This is a genomic window from Microbacterium sp. LWO13-1.2 (assembly GCF_038397725.1).
In the GTDB taxonomy this organism is placed as follows: Bacteria; Actinomycetota; Actinomycetes; order Actinomycetales; family Microbacteriaceae; genus Microbacterium.
Map to the genome: position 1 here is coordinate 58,623 of NZ_CP151634.1, position 23,604 is coordinate 82,226.

27 protein-coding genes are annotated in these 23,604 nt (G+C 67.4%); 8 read left to right on the plus strand and 19 right to left on the minus strand.

Translation table 11 applies throughout. From position 1 onward, the window contains the following. Positions 1 to 33 precede the first annotated feature (33 nt). Positions 34 to 1,410 carry a polysaccharide biosynthesis tyrosine autokinase gene (locus MRBLWO13_RS00260; RefSeq protein WP_341975749.1) on the plus strand — a complete coding sequence of 459 codons (1,377 nt, stop codon included), beginning with the start codon at positions 34 to 36 and terminating at the stop codon, positions 1,408 to 1,410. 80 nt (positions 1,411 to 1,490) lie between these two features. After that, entirely contained in the window at positions 1,491 to 2,936 is a 1,446-nt protein-coding gene (locus MRBLWO13_RS00265) for a polysaccharide biosynthesis tyrosine autokinase (RefSeq protein ID WP_341975750.1), read from the plus strand. Positions 2,937 to 3,043: 107 nt separating this feature from the next. Here MRBLWO13_RS00265 and MRBLWO13_RS00270 read toward each other — a convergent pair whose 3' ends face one another. Then, the gene (locus MRBLWO13_RS00270; RefSeq protein ID WP_341975751.1) at positions 3,044 to 3,502 is read right to left on the minus strand and encodes a GtrA family protein; all 459 of its coding nucleotides are present in this window, start codon (positions 3,500 to 3,502) and stop codon (positions 3,044 to 3,046) included. A gap of 64 nt (positions 3,503 to 3,566) precedes the next feature. Here MRBLWO13_RS00270 and MRBLWO13_RS00275 point away from each other — a divergent pair, with 64 nt between their 5' ends. Both MRBLWO13_RS00275 and MRBLWO13_RS00280 read left to right on the plus strand, forming a co-directional pair. Beyond that, on the plus strand, positions 3,567 to 4,349 hold the full coding sequence (locus tag MRBLWO13_RS00275; RefSeq protein ID WP_341975752.1) for a glycosyltransferase family 2 protein: 783 nt from the start codon (positions 3,567 to 3,569) through the stop codon (positions 4,347 to 4,349). A 40-nt stretch (positions 4,350 to 4,389) separates the two neighbouring features. Further along, positions 4,390 to 5,862 (plus strand): hypothetical protein, encoded by a 1,473-nt coding sequence (locus MRBLWO13_RS00280; RefSeq protein ID WP_341975753.1) that lies wholly within the window; start codon positions 4,390 to 4,392, stop codon positions 5,860 to 5,862. Here the strand turns inward: MRBLWO13_RS00280 and MRBLWO13_RS00285 are convergent. After that, entirely contained in the window at positions 5,835 to 6,353 is a 519-nt protein-coding gene (locus MRBLWO13_RS00285) for a VanZ family protein (RefSeq protein WP_341975754.1), read from the minus strand. The two genes, MRBLWO13_RS00280 and MRBLWO13_RS00285, sit on opposite strands and share 28 nt — an antisense overlap. A gap of 51 nt (positions 6,354 to 6,404) precedes the next feature. Between MRBLWO13_RS00285 and MRBLWO13_RS00290 the strand changes: the two genes are divergently transcribed. Then, positions 6,405 to 7,352, plus strand: a complete 948-nt coding sequence (locus MRBLWO13_RS00290; protein WP_341975755.1) for a Ppx/GppA family phosphatase — start codon at positions 6,405 to 6,407, stop codon at positions 7,350 to 7,352. A 200-nt stretch (positions 7,353 to 7,552) separates the two neighbouring features. Here the strand turns inward: MRBLWO13_RS00290 and glmM are convergent, their stop codons facing one another. From glmM to MRBLWO13_RS00310, 4 genes are all read right to left on the minus strand, one after another. Next, positions 7,553 to 8,911 (minus strand): phosphoglucosamine mutase, encoded by a 1,359-nt coding sequence (gene glmM, locus MRBLWO13_RS00295; RefSeq protein ID WP_341975756.1) that lies wholly within the window; start codon positions 8,909 to 8,911, stop codon positions 7,553 to 7,555. Positions 8,912 to 8,925: 14 nt separating this feature from the next. Further along, positions 8,926 to 9,411, minus strand: coding sequence for a 30S ribosomal protein S9 (gene rpsI / locus MRBLWO13_RS00300; RefSeq protein ID WP_341975757.1), 486 nt, complete (start codon positions 9,409 to 9,411; stop codon positions 8,926 to 8,928). A 27-nt stretch (positions 9,412 to 9,438) separates the two neighbouring features. Further along, entirely contained in the window at positions 9,439 to 9,885 is a 447-nt protein-coding gene (rplM, locus tag MRBLWO13_RS00305) for a 50S ribosomal protein L13 (protein ID WP_341975758.1), read from the minus strand. Positions 9,886 to 10,085: 200 nt separating this feature from the next. Continuing rightward, positions 10,086 to 10,838: an MBL fold metallo-hydrolase gene (locus tag MRBLWO13_RS00310; protein ID WP_341975759.1), complete on the minus strand. Its 753-nt coding sequence runs from the start codon at positions 10,836 to 10,838 to the stop codon at positions 10,086 to 10,088. A gap of 70 nt (positions 10,839 to 10,908) precedes the next feature. Between MRBLWO13_RS00310 and MRBLWO13_RS00315 the strand changes: the two genes are divergently transcribed. Both MRBLWO13_RS00315 and MRBLWO13_RS00320 read left to right on the plus strand, forming a co-directional pair. After that, positions 10,909 to 11,880 (plus strand): helix-turn-helix domain-containing protein, encoded by a 972-nt coding sequence (locus MRBLWO13_RS00315; protein ID WP_341975760.1) that lies wholly within the window; start codon positions 10,909 to 10,911, stop codon positions 11,878 to 11,880. Positions 11,881 to 12,200: 320 nt separating this feature from the next. After that, complete coding sequence (locus MRBLWO13_RS00320; protein ID WP_341975761.1) at positions 12,201 to 13,199, plus strand: hypothetical protein; 999 nt, start codon at positions 12,201 to 12,203, stop codon at positions 13,197 to 13,199. A 402-nt stretch (positions 13,200 to 13,601) separates the two neighbouring features. Here MRBLWO13_RS00320 and MRBLWO13_RS00325 read toward each other — a convergent pair whose 3' ends face one another. From MRBLWO13_RS00325 to MRBLWO13_RS00350, 6 genes are all read right to left on the minus strand, one after another. Continuing rightward, complete coding sequence (locus MRBLWO13_RS00325; protein WP_341975762.1) at positions 13,602 to 14,270, minus strand: endonuclease/exonuclease/phosphatase family protein; 669 nt, start codon at positions 14,268 to 14,270, stop codon at positions 13,602 to 13,604. Positions 14,271 to 14,333: 63 nt separating this feature from the next. Further along, entirely contained in the window at positions 14,334 to 15,233 is a 900-nt protein-coding gene (locus MRBLWO13_RS00330; RefSeq protein WP_341975763.1) for a helix-turn-helix transcriptional regulator, read from the minus strand. Between the two features lie 324 nt (positions 15,234 to 15,557). Continuing rightward, positions 15,558 to 16,412, minus strand: coding sequence for a tRNA pseudouridine(38-40) synthase TruA (truA, locus tag MRBLWO13_RS00335; RefSeq protein WP_341975764.1), 855 nt, complete (start codon positions 16,410 to 16,412; stop codon positions 15,558 to 15,560). A 29-nt stretch (positions 16,413 to 16,441) separates the two neighbouring features. Next, positions 16,442 to 16,909, minus strand: coding sequence for a ribonuclease E activity regulator RraA (rraA, locus tag MRBLWO13_RS00340; protein WP_341975765.1), 468 nt, complete (start codon positions 16,907 to 16,909; stop codon positions 16,442 to 16,444). A 2-nt stretch (positions 16,910 to 16,911) separates the two neighbouring features. After that, the gene (locus MRBLWO13_RS00345; RefSeq protein WP_341975766.1) at positions 16,912 to 18,453 is read right to left on the minus strand and encodes an APC family permease; all 1,542 of its coding nucleotides are present in this window, start codon (positions 18,451 to 18,453) and stop codon (positions 16,912 to 16,914) included. Positions 18,454 to 18,557: 104 nt separating this feature from the next. Beyond that, positions 18,558 to 18,926, minus strand: coding sequence for a helix-turn-helix domain-containing protein (locus MRBLWO13_RS00350; protein WP_341975767.1), 369 nt, complete (start codon positions 18,924 to 18,926; stop codon positions 18,558 to 18,560). A gap of 96 nt (positions 18,927 to 19,022) precedes the next feature. Between MRBLWO13_RS00350 and MRBLWO13_RS00355 the strand changes: the two genes are divergently transcribed. Continuing rightward, the gene (locus MRBLWO13_RS00355; RefSeq protein ID WP_341975768.1) at positions 19,023 to 19,877 is read left to right on the plus strand and encodes an SDR family oxidoreductase; all 855 of its coding nucleotides are present in this window, start codon (positions 19,023 to 19,025) and stop codon (positions 19,875 to 19,877) included. A 75-nt stretch (positions 19,878 to 19,952) separates the two neighbouring features. Here the strand turns inward: MRBLWO13_RS00355 and MRBLWO13_RS00360 are convergent, their stop codons facing one another. The 7 genes from MRBLWO13_RS00360 to MRBLWO13_RS00390 form a co-directional block, all read right to left on the minus strand. Then, the gene (locus tag MRBLWO13_RS00360) at positions 19,953 to 20,315 is read right to left on the minus strand and encodes a hypothetical protein (protein WP_341975769.1); all 363 of its coding nucleotides are present in this window, start codon (positions 20,313 to 20,315) and stop codon (positions 19,953 to 19,955) included. After that, the gene (locus MRBLWO13_RS00365) at positions 20,302 to 20,928 is read right to left on the minus strand and encodes an Asp23/Gls24 family envelope stress response protein (RefSeq protein ID WP_341975770.1); all 627 of its coding nucleotides are present in this window, start codon (positions 20,926 to 20,928) and stop codon (positions 20,302 to 20,304) included. The genes MRBLWO13_RS00360 and MRBLWO13_RS00365 overlap by 14 nt, the downstream gene beginning before the upstream one ends. After that, on the minus strand, positions 20,925 to 21,491 hold the full coding sequence (locus MRBLWO13_RS00370; RefSeq protein ID WP_341975771.1) for an RNA polymerase sigma factor: 567 nt from the start codon (positions 21,489 to 21,491) through the stop codon (positions 20,925 to 20,927). The genes MRBLWO13_RS00365 and MRBLWO13_RS00370 overlap by 4 nt, the downstream gene beginning before the upstream one ends. Before the next feature lie 116 nt (positions 21,492 to 21,607). Further along, positions 21,608 to 21,874, minus strand: a complete 267-nt coding sequence (locus tag MRBLWO13_RS00375; RefSeq protein ID WP_341975772.1) for a GlsB/YeaQ/YmgE family stress response membrane protein — start codon at positions 21,872 to 21,874, stop codon at positions 21,608 to 21,610. A gap of 65 nt (positions 21,875 to 21,939) precedes the next feature. Further along, entirely contained in the window at positions 21,940 to 22,113 is a 174-nt protein-coding gene (locus tag MRBLWO13_RS00380; RefSeq protein WP_341975773.1) for a CsbD family protein, read from the minus strand. 114 nt (positions 22,114 to 22,227) lie between these two features. Next, positions 22,228 to 22,842 carry a hypothetical protein gene (locus MRBLWO13_RS00385; RefSeq protein ID WP_341975774.1) on the minus strand — a complete coding sequence of 205 codons (615 nt, stop codon included), beginning with the start codon at positions 22,840 to 22,842 and terminating at the stop codon, positions 22,228 to 22,230. Continuing rightward, positions 22,839 to 23,405, minus strand: a complete 567-nt coding sequence (locus MRBLWO13_RS00390; protein ID WP_341975775.1) for a hypothetical protein — start codon at positions 23,403 to 23,405, stop codon at positions 22,839 to 22,841. Before MRBLWO13_RS00390 ends, MRBLWO13_RS00385 begins: the two co-directional genes overlap by 4 nt. Between the last annotated feature and the right edge of the window lie 199 nt (positions 23,406 to 23,604).

Below are 23,604 nucleotides of genomic sequence, written 5' to 3' on the forward strand. Positions count from 1 at the left end.
GTTCCTCGCCCTTCCCCGCCACCAGGAGCGCCCATGGATCTTCCCGATTTCGTGCGGATTCTGCGACGCCAGCTGGTGCTGATCGTCGCGTGCCTGTTGATCGGGGTCTCCAGCGGGGCACTGATCGCCATGTTCACGCCGCAGCGGTTCGAGGCATCCACCGAGCTCATGATCTCGGTCAACGACCGCGACGGTGCGACCGCCGTCGAGCTCACCCAGGGCACGAGCTACGCGCAGCAGGTCGTCGAGACCTATCGCTCCATCATCACCAGCTCTCTGGTGCTCGACCCGGTGATCGACGATCTCGGCCTGCCGACGACAGCCCCGGAACTCGCCGAGCGCGTGCGTGCCTCCGTCGGCATCCGCAGCACGATCATCTCCATCTCCGTGACTCACACGAATCCCGGACAGGCTGCTCGCATCGCCAACGCGATCGGCGACAGCTTCGCGACCCTCGTGTCTGAACAACTCGAGAAGCGCGCGGAAGACACCGCCTTCCGCATCCGCATCATCCCGCTGCAGGCGGCTCAGGTGCCCCTCGAACCCGTCGCTCCCAACATGCGCATGTCGCTGATCATCGGCGCGGTCATCGGCCTCGGCGCCGGCATCGGAATCGGCATGCTCCGGACGGTGCTCGACACACGCATCCGTACCCTGGCCGACTTGGAGTCGACCGTCAAGGCACCGGTGCTCGGCGGCATCGCGCACGATCCGGACGCCGCTTCGCGGCCGCTCATCGTCGCATCCGCCCCGCAAGATCCGCTCGCCGAAGCCTTCCGCAGCCTGCGCACCAACGTGCGCTTCGTCTTCCCGTCCGGCGAGCCGGGCGTGTTCGTGATCACGAGCTCCGGCCCCGGCGAGGGCAAGACCACCACGGCCGCGAACCTGGCCATCGCATTCGCCGAATCGGGGATGCGGGTAGCCCTCGTCGACGGCGACATGCGCCTGCCTCGCGTCGCCGAGCGCTTCGGCATCGAGGGCGGCGTCGGCCTGAGCGACGTGCTCGTCGGCCGCGTCGCGGTGAACGACGTCATTCAACGCTGGGGGCGCGGTGCGCTGTTCCTCCTTCCGTCGGGAACCATCCCGCCCAACCCCGCCGAACTTCTCGGGTCGCCGGCGATGGAGAGCCTGATCGCCACGCTCACCACCGCATTCGACGTCGTCATCATCGACACGCCCCCGGTGCTGTTGGTGACGGATGCCGCGGTGGTATCGCGATTCGCCACCGGCGCCATCCTGGTCGCCGCCGCGGGTTCCACGACGAAGCCTCGACTCGCAGAAGCCGCGCAGCGCATCGAGGCGGCGGATTCGCGGGTGCTGGGTACTGTTGTAACCATGCTCCCCACCAGCGGGGCAGACAAGACGGCATACGGCACGTACGCGTATGGGGCGCACCACAGCAATGCATGAGCGCACGGGGAAGGTTCCGGATTCATTCCGGACCGCGCTCCCAACGATGAACTGAACGAAAGAACTCAGGAGAATTCCTCGTGGAACTTCGCGACTACGTGCGCATCCTGCATAAGAACTGGATCCTCATCCTGGTGCTTCTGCTGCTCGGGCTCGGTGGCGGCACCGCTTACGCGCTGCTGCAGCAGCCGAAGTACGTCGCATCCACGCAGCTGTACGTCTCGGTGCGCACCGAAGGTGCCGCGACCGGTGATCTGGTGCAGGGAACCACGTTCGCGCGGCAGATGGTGACGAGCTACGTCGACGTCGTCGGCACCGCGCTCGTGCTCGAGCCGGTCATCGAAGAACTGAACCTCGACACGTCCGTCGCAGCACTCAGCTCACGCATCTCCGCGAGCACTCCGCTGAACACGGTGCTCATCGACATCGCTGTGACCGACGGCGACGCCGACACCGCGGCCGATATCGCCAACGAGGTCGCGAAGAGCTTCTCGGCAGCAGTGCAGGGCACCCTCGAGCAGCCCGCCGCCGAAGGCACGACAAGCCCTGTGCAGATCACGATCACCGAGCCGTCGGTGCCGCCGACGGCGCCGACCAGCCCGAACGTGCGCATGCTGATTCTGCTCGGCGGGATCCTCGGCCTCGCTGCCGGTATCGGCCTCGCCATGCTGCGCACCGTCCTCGACACCCGCATCCACACGCTCCACGACATCGAGAACATCACCGACAAGCCGATGCTCGGCGGCATCGCGTACGACCCGGATGCGACGAAGCGTCCGCTCATCGTGCACGCCGATCCTCGCAGCCCGCGCGCGGAGTCCTTCCGCACGCTGCGCACGAACCTGCAGTTCCTCAACGTCGAATCCGGCCCCCGCATCTTCGTCGTCTCCAGCTCCGGCCCCGGTGAGGGCAAGTCGACGACGACCGCGAACCTTGCGATCGCCCTCGCCGAGACCGGGGCGCGCGTCGCCCTGATCGACGGCGACCTCCGCCTGCCTCGCGTGGCCGAGTACCTCGGCATCGAGGGCGGCGTCGGCCTCACCGACGTGCTCATCGGGCGGATCGACGTGCCCGATGCGTTGCAGAAGTGGGGCGCGAACGACCTGTACGTGCTGCCCAGCGGTCGCATTCCCCCGAACCCTTCGGAGCTGCTCGGCTCTGCCGCAATGGACCAGGTCCTCAAGCCTCTGGGCGAGTACTTCGACTACGTGCTCATCGATGCGCCGCCGCTGCTCCTGGTGACGGATGCCGCGGTGATCGGCAAGAAGGCCCGTGGCGTCATCCTGGCCGCCGCATCCGGCAAGACGAAGAAGCAGGAGCTCACCGGCGCGATCCGCACGCTCGACACCGCCGGAGTCTCGATGCTCGGTGTCGTCGTCACCATGCTGCCGACGAAGGGCCCCGACAGCTACGCCTACGGCGCGTACACCTACGGGTCGACGCATACCCTCGAGCAGGCTCCGACCGAATTGAGCACGGCCCAGGCGAAGCCGAAACGCCGGGCGAAGGCCAAGGCCGGCGTCTGACGCACGCTCGGAGTTCCAGGTCGCCCTTGCGGCGTTCCGGTCGCAGTTGACGTCGCCCGCGCGACCCGGCACCCGCACGAAGTGCGACCGGAGGCGCCGGCCAGGCCTCAGTCCGCAGCGACCGCGGGGGCAGGAGCCGTCCGGAAAACGATCTTGTGGTACAGCACGAACCGCAGGAGTACCACGATCACGATGCTGACGAGGTTGACGACGTTGACGCCCAGCGGCCCCGGCGTCCGATCCAGAATGCCCGTGAGCATCTGCACGCCCAACCACACCAGCGCTGCGCCCAGCGCGGTGCATGCGGCGTTCACCAGCACGAACAGCACCAGCTCGTTGACGCGGCCGCGCCGGTCACGGTGACGGAACGTCCACTCGCGGTTTCCGATGTAGGCGTTCACGAGTGCCACCAGGGACGCGATCACCTTCGCCCAGACGAGGTCGACGCCCCAGACGTAGACGAGCAGGTTGAACACACCCACCTCGATCAGGGTGCTCACCCCGCCGACGATGAGGAAGCGGCCACCGACGGAGGCGAGTCGGCGCAGGCGTGAGCGAATTTCCATGTCTCCATTAGTCTAGAAGGGAGTGCGATCGTCCGCTCTCGACGCATCGCAGTGAGGTCCGCCAGTGCCAGTAGCCCATCTCGTCGTCGTCATGCCCGCCTACAACGAGGCAGAGGGCATCGGCGGCTTCATCGACGAGATCCGCGAGCACCTCGCGCCCGTCGCGGAACGGATCAGTTTCGTCGTCGCCGACGACCAGTCCACCGACGGTACGCCCGCAGCACTCGACGGCATCGATGACGTGCACGTCGAGCGTCAGCCGGCCAACCGCGGCCACGGCCCCACCGCCCTCGCCGCGTACCGCGCCGGCATGACGCTCGATCCCGACGTGCTCGTGCACGTCGACGGTGACGGACAGTTCATCGGCCCAGACTTCCCCCGGCTCGTCTCGGCGCTCGTGCGAGAGAACGCCGATGTCGTGCACGGTGTTCGCGACGGCCGCACCGACCCTTGGTTCCGCAAAGCCCTCACTGCATCGGTCGGCACGCTCATCGCTGTCGCCGCGGGCCGCCGCATCCCCGACGTCAACACTCCTCTGCGCGCCTACCGGCCGCAGGCGATCAACCGCCTTCTCGATGCGGTGCCGGCTGACGCTCTCGTTCCGCACGTGCACTTCTCACTGGCGGAGGCGCGTCTCGGCCTGACCGTCCGCTACCTCCGCGTGCTGAGCATCCCCCGGCGCGGCGAATCCGAGACGGGCACGATGTGGGGCGGCACGCCCCGGCCGAGCCTCCCGCCGCAGCGACTGCGCCGCTTCGCACGCGCCGCTCTCGGCGAGGTCTGGTCGTGGTCCCTCAAGCCGGGCGCTCCCCTGCGCAGCATCCCGACGGCTCCCGCCCAGCGATAGCCCGCACCGACGAGCCCCGCGAATGCCCGAAGGACAGCCCATGAAGAACCTGCGCACTGCGATCTTCTGGCTGCTCGCGGCATCCCTCATCGCGGCGCACGTCATCGTCGGCTGGCACAGCCTCGTGACCATGCGCCTGTGGGAGGACGAAGCGTTCAATCTCACGGTGCCGCTGAACCTGCTCGCCGGGCTCGGTTACACGAGTGACGGCGCTCTCTCCGGGTCGACGTTGACTCCCTTCGACCCGCGGATCTCCACCGGCGTCTCGGTGCTGCTTCCGGTCGCAACCGTCCTCGCGACCGGCATCGACCCGGTCATCGGCGCCCGGCTCATCCCTCTCGCATACTGGGTTCTGCTCCTCGCCGGCCTGGCCGTGCTCGGCCGGCGCATCGGCGGACGCTGGGCGGCACTCGTCGCCGTGGCCGTGCCGCTGGCGTTCAACTCGGCGCTGACGATCTCCCCGATCCAGGGTCCGGCCGATCTGCTCGGCGAGATTCCCGCCGCCGCGCTCATCGTGTGGGCCCTGGTCGTGCTGCCCCGGCGCGCCTGGCTGGCGGGCCTCCTCATCGGCCTCGCGGTGCAGGCCAAGCTCATCGCGCTGCTCGTGCTGCCCGCTTTTGCCGTGGCGCTCTGGATCCTCTCGCCCGGCCGTGGCGTGGACCGCCTCCGTGCGACCCTCACGCGTTCCTGGCTGCCTCTGTCGCTGGTCGCCCTCCCCACCTTCCTCGTCGAAGTCGCCGCCTTCGTCTCCCTGGGCGCGAGCGGGTACGTCGACCACCTCCGGGCCCTCGCCGGGTTCCTCCGCAGCGGCGGTCAGAACTACGAACCGACCACGATCACGCAGAAGATCGGCACGCTGCTCGATGCCTGGTTCCTGCCGGGGTGGCTCACGCTGCTCGTCGCGCTCACGGCATCCGCCCTCATCGTCGGCGGGTTCATGATCGCGCGCCGCCGCGAAGCAGACTCCGACACCGCCATCCCTCCGGTCATCCAGTACTCCGTGCTCGCGGCCATCGTGGGTCTCGCCGCCTATGTCGGATGGTGGGCCACCGCATCCCACCTCCCGCTCTGGGTTCGCCACCCCTCGCCGGGTGTGTACGCGTTCCTGCCGATCCTTGCGGCCGTCGCCGTCTGGGGAATGCGGATGCTGTGGCAGACGCGCATTCGCCCCGCCCGCATCGCGGCGGTCGCCGGTTCGGCGCTCCTCGTGCTCGGACTCGGCGCCGGCGGTGCGCTGCACGCGTCATCGACCTTCACCCCCGGATGGGAGACGCTCGAGAGCCAGCGCGCCTCCGTCGCACCGATCCGCGCCTGGGCCGAAGAGAACGACATCTCCTGGCTCGCCGCCCAGCCCTGGGGAGGCCCGACCTCGGCAGTGGTGCTGTCGGGGACTCATCTCGGCCTGTTCGATGCACCGGCCATGGCCGAGACGCCGCGCCTCACGGTCGAAGCCTGCACCACCGACGTCCTCGTCGACGGACCGATCTATCGGGTCTGCGCCGCCCCGGAGTAGCTCGGCCCTCGGTGCCGGAGAAGACCTTCGAAGGCGGCGACGACGACGAGGCCGACGCAGGCTCCCGCGAAGTTCGCGATCAGGTCGATGACGGTCGGGCTCCGACCAACGAGCAGCAGCGCCTGGACGCCTTCGATGGTCAGCGTGGCGAGGAATCCGAGCGGAACCACGAGGTAGCGATGCCGATGGAGCATCATCGCAAGACCGGCACCGAGGGGAACGAACAGCAGCACGTTCGCCACGAATTCGACCCGCGTCGACGTGAGCGCCGGGACGATCTCGCGGATCCGCCGCAGCCAGGGCGAGATCCCGAAGTCCGATGGCTCCGGCCAGAAGACGATGTACACGAGGATCACGAGGTAGACGATCGCGACCGCCCAGATCCAGCCCCGCCGTCGTGCGGCGTGCGGGTTCGTATGCACCGGAGTCTGCGCGGCCAGGCGCTGCGCTCGACGGGCTCCTGGAAGGTCGGGACGCGGCGGTATCTCCATATCGCGCTCCTTCGTTCCCCGGGTGGATCCCCCAACGAATAGTCTCATACAGTGCGCTTAGGAGTTCTCGACATCGGGTCGAACACCGTCCATCTGCTGGCTGCCGACGTCCGCCCAGGAGGTCGGCCGTTGGCGAAGACGAGCGACCGTACGGTCCTGCGGCTGATGCGCTATCTCACGCCCGATGGCGCGATCACCGAGGAAGGGGTCCTGGCGCTGATCGCTGCCGTCACACAGGCGCGCGCTGTCGCCGAGGCCGAGCGGGTCGATGCGCTGCTCGCCACCGCCACCAGTGCCGTGCGTGAAGCCCGCAACGGCGAAGACGTCATCGCGCGCATCGAAGCGGCTCTCGGGCAGCCTCTCCAGGTGCTCGACGGCGAGACCGAAGCCGAGCTCACCTTCCTCGCCGTGCGGCGATGGTTCGGGTGGTCGGCCGGTCAGCTGCTGCTTCTCGACATCGGCGGCGGATCGCTGGAGATCGCCGCCGGCGCAGAAGAGGTGCCGGCCGCCGCCGCATCCGTTCCGCTCGGCGCGGGGCGCATGACGGTGGAGTTCCTGCCCAACGATCCGCCGGGCGAAGACGACGTCGAACGGCTCCGCGAACACGCCGCCGCGACGCTGGCGCCGATCCTCCCCCGGTTCGCCGCCCTGCCGAAGCCCGACCACGTGGTCGGCTCTTCCAAAGCGATCCGCTCGCTCGCGCGGCTCGTCGGCTACCCCGCGCCCGGATGGTCGGGAAGCGATCGGATGCTGCTTCCGCGCACCGCGCTCGGATCGTGGATCCCGCGGCTGGCCCGGCTCCCCGCATCCGCCCGTCAGGAGCTTCCGGGCATCACCCCCGACCGCACCTTCCAGATCGTCGCCGCGGCCGTCTCGCTGCACACGACGATGCGCGCGCTCGATCTCGACGAACTCGAAGTCTCGCCCTGGGCCCTGCGCGAGGGCGTGCTGCTGCGTTACATCGAGCAGCTGACCTGGGGCGGCGTCGCCGAGCGCTGAGCCCGAGCGGAGCGCCGTCCCCGTCACCTCGCCCGCAGCCGCGTTCCGGCGTGCACTTTGTCGGCTCAGAACACGGTCTGTCGGCGGAATCGGCCGTTCTGGACAGACAATCGTGATTCCCCGCCGACATTCCGACCGACAGCGAACCGGCCGGATGCTGAGATCTCAGCATCCGGCCGGTTCGTTGTTCTGTACGTCTGTCAGAGCGCGAGGCGCTCACGAACGACGTCTGCGAGGCGCTCTGCGTGCCGCTGAACGGACTCGGCATCTGCTGCCTCGACCATCACGCGCACGAGCGGCTCGGTGCCGGAGGCGCGCAGCAGCACGCGTCCGGTCTCGCCCAGCTCGGCTTCGACCTCGCGGACCGCGGCGAGCACGCCTTCATCGTCGTTCACGCGCGAGCGGTCGACGCCGCGCACGTTGATGAGCACCTGCGGGTACACCTTCATCACCGAGGCGAGTTCTGCGGCCGACTTCTTCTTCCTGGCCATCTCCGCGACGAGGTGCAGACCGGTCAGCAGTCCGTCACCCGTCGTGGCGTACTCGCTCATGATGACGTGGCCGGACTGTTCGCCGCCGAGCGCGTATCCACCGGCGTTCATGTCCTCGAGGACGTAGCGGTCGCCGACAGCGGTCTGACGGACCGTGATGCCGTGCTCGCGCATCGCGACGTGCAAGCCCAGGTTGCTCATGACCGTCGCGACGAGCGTGTCGTCGACGAGGTGGCCGCGTTCCTTCATCGAAACCGCGAGGATCGCCATGATCTGGTCGCCGTCGATGACGTTGCCTTCGGCGTCGACCGCGAGGCAGCGGTCGGCGTCGCCGTCGTGCGCGATGCCGATGTCGGCTCCGAGACGAACGACGGCCTCAGCGAGCTTGTCCAAGTGAGTGGATCCCACGCCGTCGTTGATGTTCAGACCATCAGGATCGGCGCCGATGACGGTGACTTCGGCGCCTGCATCCCGGAACGTCTCCGGGGAGACGCCTGCGGCCGCGCCGTGCGCGCAGTCGAGGAGAACGTGGATGCCGTCGAGCTGGTTCGGCAGCGAGCCGAGCAGGTGCACGACGTAGCGGTCCTCAGCATCCGAGAAACGGCTGATGCGACCGACACCGGCACCCGTGGGCTGAAGCTTCTCACCGGTCATCGCGTCTTCGATGCGCGCCTCGACGATGTCGGGGAGCTTCACTCCGCCGCGCGCGAAGATCTTGATGCCGTTGTCGGGAGCCGGGTTGTGCGAGGCGGACACCATGACACCGAAGTCGGCATCCCGGTCAGCGACCAGGAACGCGAGCGCCGGGGTGGGGATCACTCCCGCGTCGAGGACGTCAACGCCCGAGGATGCGAGTCCCGCGGCCACGGCGGCCGAGATGAAATGCCCGGAGACACGCGGGTCTCGGGCGATGACGGCGGTGAGCCGCTTGCCCTCGGCCTTGCGCGCCTCGGCAGTACGGCCCTGGCCCAGGACGACAGCAGTCGCCTGGGCCAGGGTGAGCGCGAGGTCGGCGGTGAGGATGCCATTGGCAAGCCCTCGCACACCGTCCGTGCCAAAGATCGGCATCGGAGCAGTGGACCTTAACGCTTCGAGTACTGAGGCGCCTTGCGGGCCTTCTTGAGTCCAGCCTTCTTGCGCTCCTTGACGCGAGCATCGCGCGACAGGAAGCCGGCCTTCTTCAGGGTCGGACGGTTGTTCTCCTCGTCGACGCCGTTCAGCGAACGAGCGATGCCGAGACGCAGCGCGCCGGCCTGACCCGAGGGGCCACCACCGGAGATGCGGGCGATCACGTCGTACGCACCGGTGAGGTTCAGCACCGTGAACGGGTCGTTGATCAGCTGCTGGTGCAGCTTGTTCGGGAAGTAGTCCTCGATCGTGCGGCCGTTGACCGTGATCGTGCCCGAGCCGGGAACGATGCGCACGCGGGCGATGGCCTGCTTGCGACGGCCGACAGCGGCACCCGGAACGCTCAGCACGGGGCGGGGAGCCGCCTCGACTGCTTCGGTCTCGGGAGTCGACGTCGAGAAGTTCTGGGGGGTTTCGTTGGTGTCCTGAATGTCAGCCACGAGTATGTCCTTAAGTCTTTACGGCGCTTACTGGGCGACCTGGTCGAGGGTGTACGGCTGGGGCTGCTGCGCGGAGTGCGGGTGCTCGGCACCGACGTACACCTTGAGCTTCGTCAGCTGCTGACGGCCCAGGCTGTTCTTCGGGAGCATGCCACGGATGGCCTTCTCCACAGCGCGAACCGGGTTCTTCTCGAGGAGCTCGGCGTAGGTGACCGACTTCAGGCCGCCCGGGTAACCGGAGTGGCGGTAGGCCAGCTTCTTCTGGAGCTTCTGACCGGTGAGCGCGACCTTCTCTGCGTTCACGATGATGACGAAGTCACCCGAGTCGATGTGGTTGGCGAAGGTGGGCTTGTGCTTGCCACGCAGGAGCGTTGCGGCGTGCGAGGCGAGACGGCCGAGAACGACGTCAGTGGCGTCGATGACGACCCAGTCACGCTGGACCTCGCCGGCCTTCGGGGTGTAAGTGCGCGTCACGATAGTGCTGCTTTCTTGTTCGAACGGAGGAGTTCGTGAATCCCACTCCGGGGTGGTTCTTCCCGAGAGGGAGGAACACGCCAGTGGAGGGCTCACGTTCGGATGATGTCCCGATCCGATTGCTCCGAAGAGCGCACCGAGAAGGGCACCAAAGAGTCAGCATACGCCATCCGGTGCCCCACTCTCAAACTGTGCGCGGCTCAGCCGATCGTGACGCGCCCCCCCGGCGGGAGCAGGCGCAGCCGATCGCCACGGTCGGCGAACTCGAACATCAGCCGCAGACGGTCACGCGTCTCCGAGAAGTGGAACCAGCCTTCGGCGTGGATGGGCACGATCACCGCATCCGCCAGCACCTCGGCAGCCTCCAGCGCAGTGCGGGCGTTCAGGGTCAGGTCGGAATCGCCGAAGCGACCGACGTTCGCCGCTCCCGCGAACAGGACGGCGACGTCGATACGCGGGAATCGCTCAGCGATCTCGCGGACGACATCGACCGAAGCGTTGTCACCGGAGACGTAGACGGTCGGCTCTCCGTCGCTCTGCAGGATGAAGCCGATGACGGGGCCGCTCAGCGCCTCCGCACCCTCCGGACCGTGCAGCGCCGGAACCGCCGTCACCGTGACATCGCCGACACGATGCTCCTGCCACGGGGCGAGACCGGTGACGTGCGGGATGCGGGTCGCGGAACCCTCGGTGCCGAGAACGAGCGGAACCTCCGGGAGCAGTGCTCGCCCCGCGTCGTCGAGGTTGTCGGCGTGCTCATCGTGCGACAGCAGGACGACATCGATCGCACCGAGGGCGGATGCCGGAACGGCCGGCCCGGTGAGCTTGTGCAGCGTGATGCCGCCGGGGTAGGAACCGGGCTCGTCGAAGGTCGGGTCGGTGAGGAATCCGAGTCCGCCGTAGGTGAAGTGAAGGGTCGGACCACCGACGAGGAGAGCGTTGATCTTTGTCATGAGTCGAGTCTTCGGCATCCGGTCTCGGTAATCCAGTGGCCTGAATGCCATTGTTCGATAAGATCAGGCCATGCCTGATTCCCGCCCACGCTTGCGCGTCGCCGTCCTCGCCTTCGCGCACATCAGTCCGTTCCACCTCTCGGTGCCGACATTGGTGTTCGGCGGCGCCGGACTCGACAGCGTGGACGGGCTGTACGACGTCGTCGTGTGTGCGGAGACTCCGGGATCACTCCCCACCGGCGCCGGGTACAGCATCACGGTCGACACCGGGCTCGACGCGATGACGGATGCTGATCTCGTCGTCATCCCGAGCTGGCGGTCCGACACGGATCCGAGCGAAGAGCTGCTCGACGCCGTCCGTGCGGCGCATGCGCGCGGCGCACGGATCGTCGGCCTGTGTCTGGGCACGTTCGTCGTGGCGGCATCCGGAGTCGCCGACGGCCGCGAAGTGTCGACTCATTGGGCTGCGGCGCGTCGTCTGGCCGCACGCGAGGCGAACGTCCGTGTGCGGGAGGACGTGCTGTGGAGCGATCTCGGCGACGTCATCACTTCGGCCGGCGCCGCAGCCGCCCTGGACTGCTGCCTGCACATCGTCCGCTCCGACCACGGCAGCCTCGCAGCTGCGGCTCTCGCCCGGAGTCTGGTGCTCGCTCCGCACCGCACGGGGTCGCAGGCCCAGTACATCCCCGCGCCCGTCGTCGCCGCGACCGCCGACGATCCGATCGGGCGGGCCATGCTCTGGGCCCGCGAGCGGCTCGCCACCACGATCGACGTCGACAGCTGGGCGGCATCCGTGCACCTGTCGCGCCGCTCCTTCACCCGACGATTCCGGGATCGCACCGCCACGAGCCCTCAGCAGTGGCTGCTGGACCAGCGCATCGAATGCGCGCGGACCCTGCTCGAAGGCGGCGTCGATTCCGTCGACCGCGTCGCCGAGCTGGCCGGCTTCGGCAGCGCCGTGTCGCTGCGCCTGCATTTTCGCAAACGGCTCGGCGTGAGCCCGGCAGCGCACCGCACGGCGTTCCGCACGAGCGCTGCCTGAAGTCAGCCTCACTCACCCTCCCCTTCCCCCCTTCCCCTTCCTCCCTCACCCCCCACCTCCCTCAGCAGGGGTCACAGATGGCCGCCTCAGGGCATCTGTTGCGGCAAACTGCGTCCCCTCGTCCTGGGCAGGGGGCGCAGTTTGTCGCCTCCGACGCCCGGACGCGACAATGTGCGTCCCCTCGTGCGGCTGCGACAGGTTGGAGACGACGACAGGAGCCGCGCACGACGGTTCCTGCACCACTGAGAACTTCGAGCGAGTCTCCACAGGTCGTGGATACCGGCAGCGGATGCTGCGCATCCATCGAAGAGAGTGGAGGAGTGCCGCACCCACCCTGCCCGCTCCCCGATGACCTCGGCCGCCAGTTCTCGGCCGCGCGTGCAGTCGAACAGGGGATCACCAGGCGACGACTGCGCGCGAAGGACCTCGCCTCGCCGTTCTACGGCGTGCGCCGCTGCGTCGACAACGAATCGGGCGAGGGCGACGACGCAGAGTACGGACCGCTGTCGATCGACCGGCAGCAGCGGGCGCGAGTCCTGCGTGACGCACATGCCTACGCCGAAGTCATGCCGGCGGGCAGCTTCTTCTGCGGCCGCACAGCGGCCGTGCTTCATGGCGCTGCGATCGACCACCCGGGCGACCTCGAGGTCGGAGTGGTCTCCCCTGGCCGAGCGCCGCGCGCCCGCGGTATCCGAGGGCGAAGGATCGCCGAGCATCTGGTTTCGGTACGCACTCACGAGGGACTGCGCGTGGCTAGTCCAGCTTCGACGTGGGCGATGCTCTGCACCGAACTGTCCGTGCGCGAACTCGTCACCCTTGGCGATGCGATGGCGCGAATCCCGCGCGATGACTTCGGTCGTCAGCATCCCGAGCTTGCTCTCGCCACGCTGACGCAACTGCACGCCGCCGCCGATGCTGGTCCCCGTCCACCAGGAACCGGTCGTCTGCGCGCGGCAATAGAGAAGGTGCGAGTCGGGAGCTCGTCGCCGCTGGAGACCGAATACCGGCTCGATGCCGCAACGGGCGGGCTACCGGAACCGGAGCTCGATGTCGAGATTCGCAGCTCGAATGGCCGCCTGCTCGGCATCTCCGAGGTCGTTTATCGAGAATCTCGATTGATCGTCGAGATCGAGGGCGACCACCACCGCACTTCCCGAGCGCAATGGAATCGCGATATCGAGAAGTACCAGGCCTACGCCGAAGCGGGTTGGGAGGTGGTGCGCTTGACGTCGACCCATATCCGAGGCTCTCGTCCGACGGGGATCTCGATCGTGCGCAAGGCGCTCCTCCGTCGCGGATGGGATGGCGCTCCCAAATGACCAGGCCGCGCGCGCTTGGCTTCATGGGCGCCCACTTCTCGGGGCGCCGTTGGTGGCTGTCGCCGTGACTATCGTCGCGCAACACAAAGATGCAGGCCAGGCGCAGGGGCCCCAGGGGCAGGGGACGCACCTGGTCGCATCCCGCAGCCTCATGCGACAATCTTCGTCCCCTCTTCCTGGGCAGGGGACGCAGATGGTCGGGTCTCGGCGCTCCAGACGACCATCTTCGTCCCCTGCCAGTGGCACCACTCCACGGGGGGACGAACGGGGTCACATCCTCGTGGAGCAGGTGTCGAAGAGTGCCCCGCAGTGCGACGGACGCGACAATGTGCGCCCCCTCCCGCGACCAGCCCAGCTCAGCTCAGCTCAGCCCAAAGCAGACCAGACGAGCGCTGCCTGAGGTCAGTGCGGCTGCGCTGTCACCAGGATCGGCCGGTGATCACTCGATGCCTGCGGCAGCGTGGTGATGCGCTCGATGTCGAAGCCGACGGAGGTGGCGAAGTCGTAGTGCCCGCGGAAGACGCGGTAGCGGGTGTACGTGTGGTCGTCGCTGAGGCTCAACGTGTACCCGTGGTCGCGCACGGTCTGGCTGAGGTTCTCCTTGAACACGGGGTAGTTGTAGTCGCCGACCATCAGCACAGGCAACCCCTCGCCGAGGGTGGCCAGCTCGGTGAGTGCAGCACGGATCTGGTGACGACGCAGCCTGTTCAACGCCGTCAGCGGCGCCGCGTGGAACGAGGCGACGATGATGTCACGCCCGTTGTCGATGTCGTGCAGGCGCACACCGAGCACTCTCTCGTGCGCGGGCTTCAGCAGCATGTCGTGCAGCGACTTCTTCAGGCCGATCGTGCGGATCTCCTGCACCTGAAAGGTGTTCGCCCGGTAGTAGACGGCGAGTCCCAGCCGGTTGTCCTGCGTGGCCTGCGCCATCACGAGATCGCCGACGCTCTCGGGCAGATCCTGCACATCGCACTCCTGCAGACACAGGATGTCGGGGGCGTGCGCCTCTTCGAGCGCGACGAGCTCGCTCGCGGCCCGATGCTTGCGGAGGTTGTAGGAGATGACCTTCATCGAACTCCACGCTACCCCGCCTCAGCCAGACGCGGGGTGACGACCTCGCGCGGTTCCCCGGTGTCAAGAGTCGGCGTCGAACCCCCAGCGGATGCCGACGATGCCAGGACCGAACCCGAACCGGGCGACGTGGATGGCACCACTCGCGATCGTCCGCATCCGCACCGTCTCCTGCTCGTCCACCACGGTGTACTCCTCACACCAGTCCGGGACGGCATCAGGATGGAATCGCACCCAGAGCAGGATCTGCCGGTTCGGACGATCCACCCCGTGCCAGAGCGCGCGTCGATCCGGATAGGCGACCGGGAAGCGCTCGGTGAACTCGATGAGCCCCGTACCGCCGACCGGGATCGGATCATCGAAGGCGATGACGTCGCAGACGACCCGCCCGAGCGGATGCCGAAGACTGCGATCGACGCGTCCGCCGATCACTTCCGTGACGGACTTGGTCTCCGCGGCGTCGAATGGCGCCAGGTCGTAGAGCGGCACTTCCGCGATGGTTCCCTCCATCGACTGCACCAGCGCACGAGTGACGACCCGATCGAGATCCCCGTGGGCGTCCACGTACCCGACGAGCGACACGGAGAGATCGCGTATTCCGCTCTGTGCCACGGTCCCCAGCGCCTGCGCCGTCTCCTCGATCTCCTGGTCGATGTTCAGAGCGAACGTCTGTTTGAGCTCCGGTTCCGGCTTTCGACCGATCCGTGGCACCGGCCGGATCAGCCCGGTCAAGTGACCTCGGTGCAGCCCGAAGATGTCCTCGATGTCCTCGATCGCGCTCAACGACAGCACCCCTTCGGGCTGTCGGTCTCCGGAACGCCAATAGCTCAACGTCGCCATGGACACCGGGTTGCCCCGATCGGTGAGTCGACGTTGCAGGCTGGTGAGCGTGATGCCGCGCTCCTCGACCAGGGCGCGGAACTCGTCGGCGAAGCCCCCCGCCGAACTGTCCATCTCATTCATCACAGTTCCCCAATCCCTGTGAAGCATTGACCTGGAGTCAGCATACGGTTCCGCGCGGTGATCCCCGGAGAAACGGTCAGTGCCAGGCCGTTCACGGTGGATCCATCACACTTCCCCAGGTGTTCAGTGAACACGTCTGCCATAGCTTGACCGTAGGATCCGCGAAATCTCACTCTCCGGTGGCACCCGCGGATCCGCCACCATCGGGGTGTCGAGCCGACTCCCCGATGGTCCAGCTCTGTGGCCGCCGCTCTGGGGAGGAAGGCGGCCACAGAGCTTCCCGGATCAGAGAGTCCGACGATGCGTTCCCGACCTCGGGGCCGGTCAGTCGCTCGACGACTCGCCATCGCGGCGAGCGCGAGTCTGGGTGGCGCGGGTGGCGAGCAGTTCGTCTGCCGGGTAGCCGACCTCGGTGAGCGTGAGTCCGCGGGCGGCGAGCACCTTGAACTCGCTGGTGCGCTCCAGCGCATCGCGCAGCACCACGGGATCGGTGACGTCGAGCCGCCCCGCGCCGACGGCCGCGCACGCGCCGACCAGCGACCGCACCATGCTGTGGCAGAAGGCATCGGCTTTCACCTCGGCCACGAGCACCCCCTCGGCGTCGCGCTCCCAGCGGTAGTCGAGCAGCGTGCGGATGGTCGTGGCCCGTTCACGGGGGATGCAGTAGGCCGCGAAATCGTGCAGTCCGATGAGAGTTCGGGCGGCGGCATCCATCGCCCGTTCATCCAGATCCCCGCGGATGTCCGTGGTGTCGTGTCGACGCAGCGGATCGTATCCGGCACCGTCGTCGGCGAGGCGATAGCGGTATCGGCGCCAGACGGCGGAGAAGCGGGCATCGAAGCCCTCCGGCGCGATCGTCGATCGCAGCACCGTGACGTCGGGATAGGCGCCGAGGACGCCGCGCATGCGCCCCGCGATCGACCCCGCCGGGTCGTGCGCTGCTTTGCCGTGGCGTCGCTCGATGCGCGCCCACTGCTCGTCGTCGAGATCGACATGGACGACCTGCCCCGCGGCGTGGACGCCGGCATCCGTGCGTCCGGCGACGACGAACTGCACGTCCGAGCCCACGATTCTGGCCAGCGCCGCCTCGAGAGTGCCCTGCACCGTGCGCAGCGTCGGCTGCTTCGCCCAGCCGCGGAAGTGGGTACCGTCGTAGGCGATGTCGAGCCGGATGCGCACGGATCCAGCCTAAGTCACGGTCCCCGGGTTCACCGCTCGACGAGGATGCCGTCCTCGTCGCTGTACAGACGCGCACCGACCCGGAAGACGACGCCTCCGAATTCGAGGGCGATATCAACCTCGCCCGCGCCGTCCTTGGCGCTCTTGCGCGGGTTCGTGCCCAGCGCCTTCACGCCGAGGTCGAGTGAGCCGATCGCCACGCTGTCGCGGATCGCGCCGTGGATGACGACACCGGCCCAGCCGTTGGCGACGGCGGATGCCGCGATCAGGTCGCCCATCAGCGCCGTGTTCAGGGAACCGCCACCGTCGACGACCAGCACTGAGCCTGCACCGGGCGACGCGAGGATCGCCTTCACCAGCGCGTTGTCCTCGAAGCAGCGCACCGTGCGAATCGGTCCGTCGAACGCGGACCGTCCGCCGAACGACCGCAGCTGCGTCGGCAGCGACTGGATGCTCTCGCCGAGCTCGTCGTAGAGGTCCGCCGTGGCGATCGGCATCGTCAGATGCCTCCGTCGATGGACCGCGTGAACTCCCCCGGCTCGTCCGGGACCATGACCTGGGTGTCGCGGTTCAGGCTCTCGCCGCGGAAGAACCGCTTCGACCGCGGGAAGAGGAACCAGACGAACATCAGCACGATGCCGACGGCGAGCGAACCGATGCCCACGACGAACGTGCCGCCGATGCCGAACAGCACCGTGTAGCCGTAGTCGACGTCCCACATGTCGATCGCCGACTGCACGAATGCACCCGTGAGCATGAGTGCGCCGAGCAGCGGGAAGAGTCCCTTGAAGAAGAACGCGTGCGCCGAGCGGAACAGGTCCGCGCGGAAGTACCAGACGCAGGCGAAGCCGGTGATGGCGTAGTAGAACGCGATTGCGAGCCCCAGCGAGAGGATCGAGTCCTGCAGGATGTTGTCGCTGATGAGCGTCATGCCCACGTAGTAGACGATGGCGACGACGCCCATCACCAGGGTCGAGAACGACGGCGTCTTGTACTCGGGGTGGACGTCCTTGAACTTCGCCGGCAGCGCACGGTACACGCCCATCGCGAGCGTGCCGCGGGCGGTCGGCAGGATCGTCGTCTGCGTCGACGAGATCGCGGAGAGGATGACGGCGACCACGAGCGCCCAGCCGAACGGGCCGAGCAGCCCGTCTTTGATCGCGAGGAAGAAGTCGTCAGCATTCGCCTCGTTGCCGAGCCCGGTGGCGTCATCGCCGAGTCCGGCGTACATCATCGCCGCGATCGTGACCGAGACGTACGTGACGAGGAGGATGACGGTGGTCAGGAGCGCGGCTCGACCGGGGATGCGCTTCGGATCCTTGGTCTCTTCGTTGAGGGCGAGGCAGGTGTCCCAGCCCCAGTAGATGAAGAGCGCGAGCAGGATGGCTTCGGTGAAGCCGGACCAGTCGGTGAACGCGAACGGGTTCATCCACTCCCAGTCGAATGGGGTGGGGTTCGGCGCGGTGCCCGCGGCGAACTGCCAGAAGGCGGCGACGACGAACACTGCCAGCGCCAGGTACTGGATGCCCAGCAGCACGTTCTGGATGCGCTCGCCGATCTCGACACCGCGCCAGCTGACCCAGGTCATCGCGGCGATGAAGACCACCGCGACGATCACGACCCGCAGGTCGTTGTTCTCGAGGTCCTGGCCGATCAGCGCCCAGAAATACACCGACGCGATCTGCGCGAGGTTGGCGAGGACGACCATGCCCGCCACGGCAACACCCCAGCCACCCATCCAGCCCACCCAGGGGCCGAAGGCCTTGGTCCCCCATGTGAACGTGGTGCCGCAATCGGGCACGGCGTTGTTGAGCTCGCGATACGCGAAGGCGATGAGCAGCATCGGGATGAACGCGATGATGAACGCAATGGGCGCTTGCGCGCCGACGGCGAGCACCACCCAGCCGAGAGTCGCGACCAGCGAGTACACGGGCGCGGTGGAGGCCAGACCGATGACGGTGGAACCCCAGAGCCCCAGTGTGCCGGCCGCCAGTCCCTTGCCCTCAGGGTGTTCCAGATGAATGGGCGTCGTTGCAACCATGCTGTGAACAGTACGACCACTGCTGTTCTCGGGTCAAGTCAGCAATCTTGACAACGAAATTCATACATCTCGTAGGGGTTGAACAACGGAATCCGCGTTGATCATCATGACGAGCGATCGAGCATCCCGTCGGAGTTGTCCGCCACCCATTCGACGAGCGGCAGCATCCGCGCCATGAGATCGCGTCCGAGCGGGGTCAGGCTGTACTCGACGTGCGGGGGCACCGACGGGAACGACTCCCGGTGCACGAGGCCGTCGTCGGCAAGAGTGCGCAACGTCGACGCGAGCATCTTCTCACTGATGCCGCCGACCTCTCGTCGAAGCTCGCCCCAGCGCCGCGTGCCATCCGACAGCGACGAGAGGATGAGCACGCCCCACTTGCTCATGATGTGGTCGAGGATGACGCGCGTGCTGCATCCCGGATCGAACACCATCGGGGACGATTCCTTTATCTGCGCGAAACTAACGGCCATGTAGGTACCTTACTTCAAAGTGGGTACCCACAGACTGGAAGGTTTGTAGCGAGATGCCGGTTGTCATGGACGATCCACTCACGAAAGGACTTCCCCATGACCACTCTCATCACCGGCGCGACCGGTCAGCTCGGCCGCCTCGTCATCGACAGCCTCCTCGAGCGCGGCGCTGAGCCGCAGTCGATCGTCGCCGGAGCCCGAGACACGGCGAAAGCGGCGGACCTGGCCGCACGCGGCATCCGGGTCGTCGAACTCGACTACAACGCCCCCGCCACGGTGAAGGCCGCCGTCGATGGCGTCGACACCGTTCTCCTGGTCTCCGGCTCCGAGGTCGGCAGCCGGGTCGCCCAGCACCGGGCGGTCATCGACGCGGCCGCCGCGGCGGACGTCACGAAGCTGGTGTACACGAGCGCCCCGAAGGCCACCACGAGCGATCTCGTTCTCGCGCCAGAGCACAAGGCCACCGAAGAGCTCATCGCGGCCTCCGGAATCCCTGCGGTGATCCTGCGCAACAACTGGTACACCGAGAACTACGCTGGCGCCCTCGCTCAGGCGACCGAGTCCGGCATCCTCGCCGCGAGTGTCGGCGAAGGGCGCGTGGCATCGGCGAGCCGCCGCGACTTCGCAGACGCCGCAGCGGTGGTCCTCCTCGAAGACGGGCACATCGGCGAGGTGTACGAGCTCGGCGGCGACGTCGCCTGGAACTACGACGAGCTCGCCGGCGCGATCGCCGAGGTCTCCGGTCGGCCGGTCGACTATCAGGCGCTGTCGACGGAGGACCACGCCGCCGTCCTGACGGGTGCGGGCCTGGATGCGGGAACGGTCGGGTTCGTGACGGCGCTGGACGCGGGGATCCGCGACGGTGCGCTCGCCGACACCGACGGCACGCTCGCCCGCCTCATCGGGCGCCCCACGACGCCGCTCGTCGAGGGACTCCGCGCGGTCGCCTGATCCGAATGACGTATCCCCGGCCATGCAGCCTGCGTGGCCGGGGACGGCCTGCGTTCTCCGACGCTGTCGAGAGAGTCAGACAGCGCCGTCGATCGGAAACGTGGTCTCGTGGACGTGCACGACGGTGATGCGAACGCCTGCCCGCTGTGCTCCAGCCGCCTCGAGCTCAGCGTCAACGACCTGGTGCACGGCCCGCACCGTGTCGACGGCGTTCATGGACGCGTCGACACCGACAGACATGTCGACGGTGACGCCGTCTTCGCCGCGCGTGACCGACACGAGCGGCAGCTCGGCGGCTCGCAGGCCCAGCGCCTCTATCGCCGTATCGACGAGGTTGGACACCAGAGACCCCGAGCGGTAGAGATTCTTCACTCCCGGAGTGGCCCGGACCGCCGCCTCGATCGACGATGCCAGCTCAGCGTCTTCATGCTCGGTCATCGCCGGCTCCTTCTGCCCAGAGTGAGATGTCGTGGATCGTGATGTCGATCGCGGTGACGTTCAGCTCGGTGTTCGCATTCAACCGGTCAGCGACTTCGGCGCGCAGCCGATCGGCCAAGCGCGGGATCACCTGCCCGTAGGGCACGCTCACGTCGATGTCGATGCGGATCGGAGCGCCGATCTGGGTCACGTCGCCGTCGAGTCTGCACCGACCGACGAGGACTCCGGGAACAGCGTTCTCGGCTGCCCTGATCAACCCGCGCACAGCCCCCTCGGTCACACCGAAGTCGACCGAGGGATCCGGTGAGGCGAGCGGAATCCGACGACCGGAGCGAGCATCCAAAGCGATGCCGCTGAGGATTCGGTCGACCCAGCGCGCATCGGCCGCCGGCTCCGCCGCGGTATCCGCAGCGACCAACGCAGGGGTGAGCCCGCGAAGCCGTTCGAGTGCATCGAGCGCCAGTTGGCACCCCGGAGATCCGTCGATCGATGGATCAGCGGGCGCGCGTCCGGCATCGAGATAGTCAGTGAGGTCCTCGATGGTGTGGCCGTCGAGATCACCCGGCTCGAAACCGAGCAAACGCTGCTCGGGGGCGTTGTCTTCGTCGTTCATCGCCACTCCTCCATCCGCACGATGATGTACTTCCGTGCACGGGCGATCAGCCCGCGCACTGTCGTGACGGGAATGCCCAGCTGCTCGGCGATCTCGTCGTAGCTGTGCCCGCCGATCTCACGCAGCACCCAGCATTCGCGCTGGCCATCCGGCAGCTCCCGCAGTGCGTTGCTGAGCGCCTCGACCTCCGCCCGCGCCTCCGCCACCTGCGGTGGGCCTGCATGCTGCGGCGCTGGGTGGTCGACCTCGTCGATGTCGATCTGCGGGCGCAGGGCGCGGATCCGGTCCACGGTCTTGCGACTGACGACTCTCATCAGCCAGCTCTTCACCTTCGCCGGGTCTTCGAGCTCCGGCAGTCGCTGCCATGCCGTCACGAACGCCTCCTGCACGATGTCATCGACGTCGGCTGACGCGTTCAGCATCCGCTGCGCGTACGCGCGCATCATCGGCGTGTAGCGCCGCACCAGCACGGCGAAGGCGGCGACGTCACCGTCGATGGCCCGCCCTGCGACGATGCGGTCGTCAGCGAGCTCGAGCGAGCCCGATGGTCTCGTGCTGTCCATGTTCTCCCTCCGCTCCTTCGATCGTTCTCGCACCGACGGGGTCGGAGCAGCCCCCGCTGCTCCGACCCCAGCTTGCACCGGCACCGAGCGATCGGTGCCGGGTTCTATCCGCTTCCTCACGCCTTGGTGCGGCGTCCGGCGATCAGTCCGTAGATCAGCAACACGATGAGGGAGCCGCCGACGGCGAGCACCCATGTCGAGAGCGCGAAGAACGAGTCGAGACTCGCGTTGAACAGGAGGCCTCCGAGCCAGCCGCCGAGCATCGCTCCGACGACTCCCAGCAACAGAGTGACGAACCAGCCACCACGTTGCTTGCCGGGAAGGATGAGTTTCGCGATAGCGCCCGCGATCAGCCCGAGAATGAGAAATGCGAAGAAGCCCATGAGCTCTTTCCTTTCGATGAGAGGTGGAGGGGGTGGGGTCGACCCATGCGACCCCACCCGAGCCGCTACTTCTTGAACGCGTCCTTCACGTTCTCTGCTGCGTCTCTGACGTTGCCCTTGACCTGCTCAGCCTTGCCCTCAGCAACGAGCTCGTCGTTGTGGGTGACGTGGCCAACGGCCTCCTTGGCCTTTCCTGCCACCTTTTCGGCAGCGGCCTTGATCTTGTCCTCAGCGCTCATGGCGTCTCCTTTTCTCAATCAGGTCGCTGTTCGGCGACCGGTCATCGTGCAGGCACGGCCTGCGGGTCAGTGTGTCTCGGGGCTCAGGTTCGGGTGCTCGATTCCCCGATGCATTCAGCGCACCCTGGTTCGGGAGCGCAAGCCGTCGCGCCAGCTCCGATCGGCCAGGTGCAGCATGACGGGCACCGACGTACCGATCAGCGCGTCCCAGTCGTCGACCGCCGATTCGGCAGCATCCAGAACTCGACCGAGTGATGCGCCCCGCTGGACGGTCACGGCCAACTCGATCGCTCGTTCGCGCTTCACCAGGTAGACGCCTGTTCGCGCCGAAATTACATCCGGCCGATCAGCGATGCTTCCCCCGAGCACGGCCTCAGCCACATTCCGATCCACGGAGGTTCGGCCGCTCCCGGCGTCTACGCTCAGCACGGTGGGCGTCTTCCCCTTTCCTCTGGTGAAGACGAAAACCAACAGCACGACAGCCAGAACCAATGCGACTCCGATCAGCACGATTGCTGCGCCGGAGACGCTCCCCGCCCCCGGGACATCCACGACCCACGTTCCGACCTGCGCCAGGAGATCACTCGTCGCCTTCGTCGACCGTTCCACCCCGGGCTCGGCCCAGGCCGGGCGCACCCCCAGTACGACGGCCGCTGCCCCGCCGGCCAGCAGGATCAGCCCGCAGATCAACAACAGACCACGGTTGAGCACCCGGTTCGTCGAGTTCATGCCACCACTCCCCTCGGCGCCACGATGAGACGCGGAGTGGCCGCGAATCCGATCTCAGCGAGGGTTTCTGTCACGGCGGCTTCGGCTTCTGCCCCGTCAAGCGGCAAGCCGCTCGTCGGCGTGATCCGCACCGTGACGACACGTCTTCCGACCGTCACAGAGACCTGTCGCCGGCTGATGCCCCCACGCACCGCCACGGCATCGGCGACCGCGTCGGCGAGAACGCCGTCATCCACCAGCAACGCCATCCTCTCCGTCGTGCGGGTTCGACGCGCGCGTCGCCCAGGACTCAGCGCGAGTACCAGGAGAAGCAGGGAGACGAGCACCGAGATCGCTCCAGTCGCAGTCAGCATCGTCTGGCCCCCGCCGTTCTCGGACTGAGCCGAGATCCACGCTGTCGCCTGGTCCCTGAACCCGGCATCCATGAGCCACCACACCGCGCCCGTGATCGCCGCGATCAGCACGATGAAGAGGAGCGACGCGACCATGACAGCCGACACGGTCCGCGGCGAGTGCGTCTCTCGGCGCAGCACGCGGCGATACACGGCTTGCTGGGTTGTCATGTCACCCTCCTCGCAGCGCTTCGACGTATTCCGGAGTAGCGAACGTCAACCACGCTGACGTTTCGCCCTGACAGTTCTCGCATGCCATCGACCAGGCTTCGGCGGATGACCTCGCCCCGTTCGACGAGGGTCTCGCCTCGACCGGAAGCCAACGCCACCGGCACGGACACCGACACCCGGAGCGCTCCCTGCTCATCGG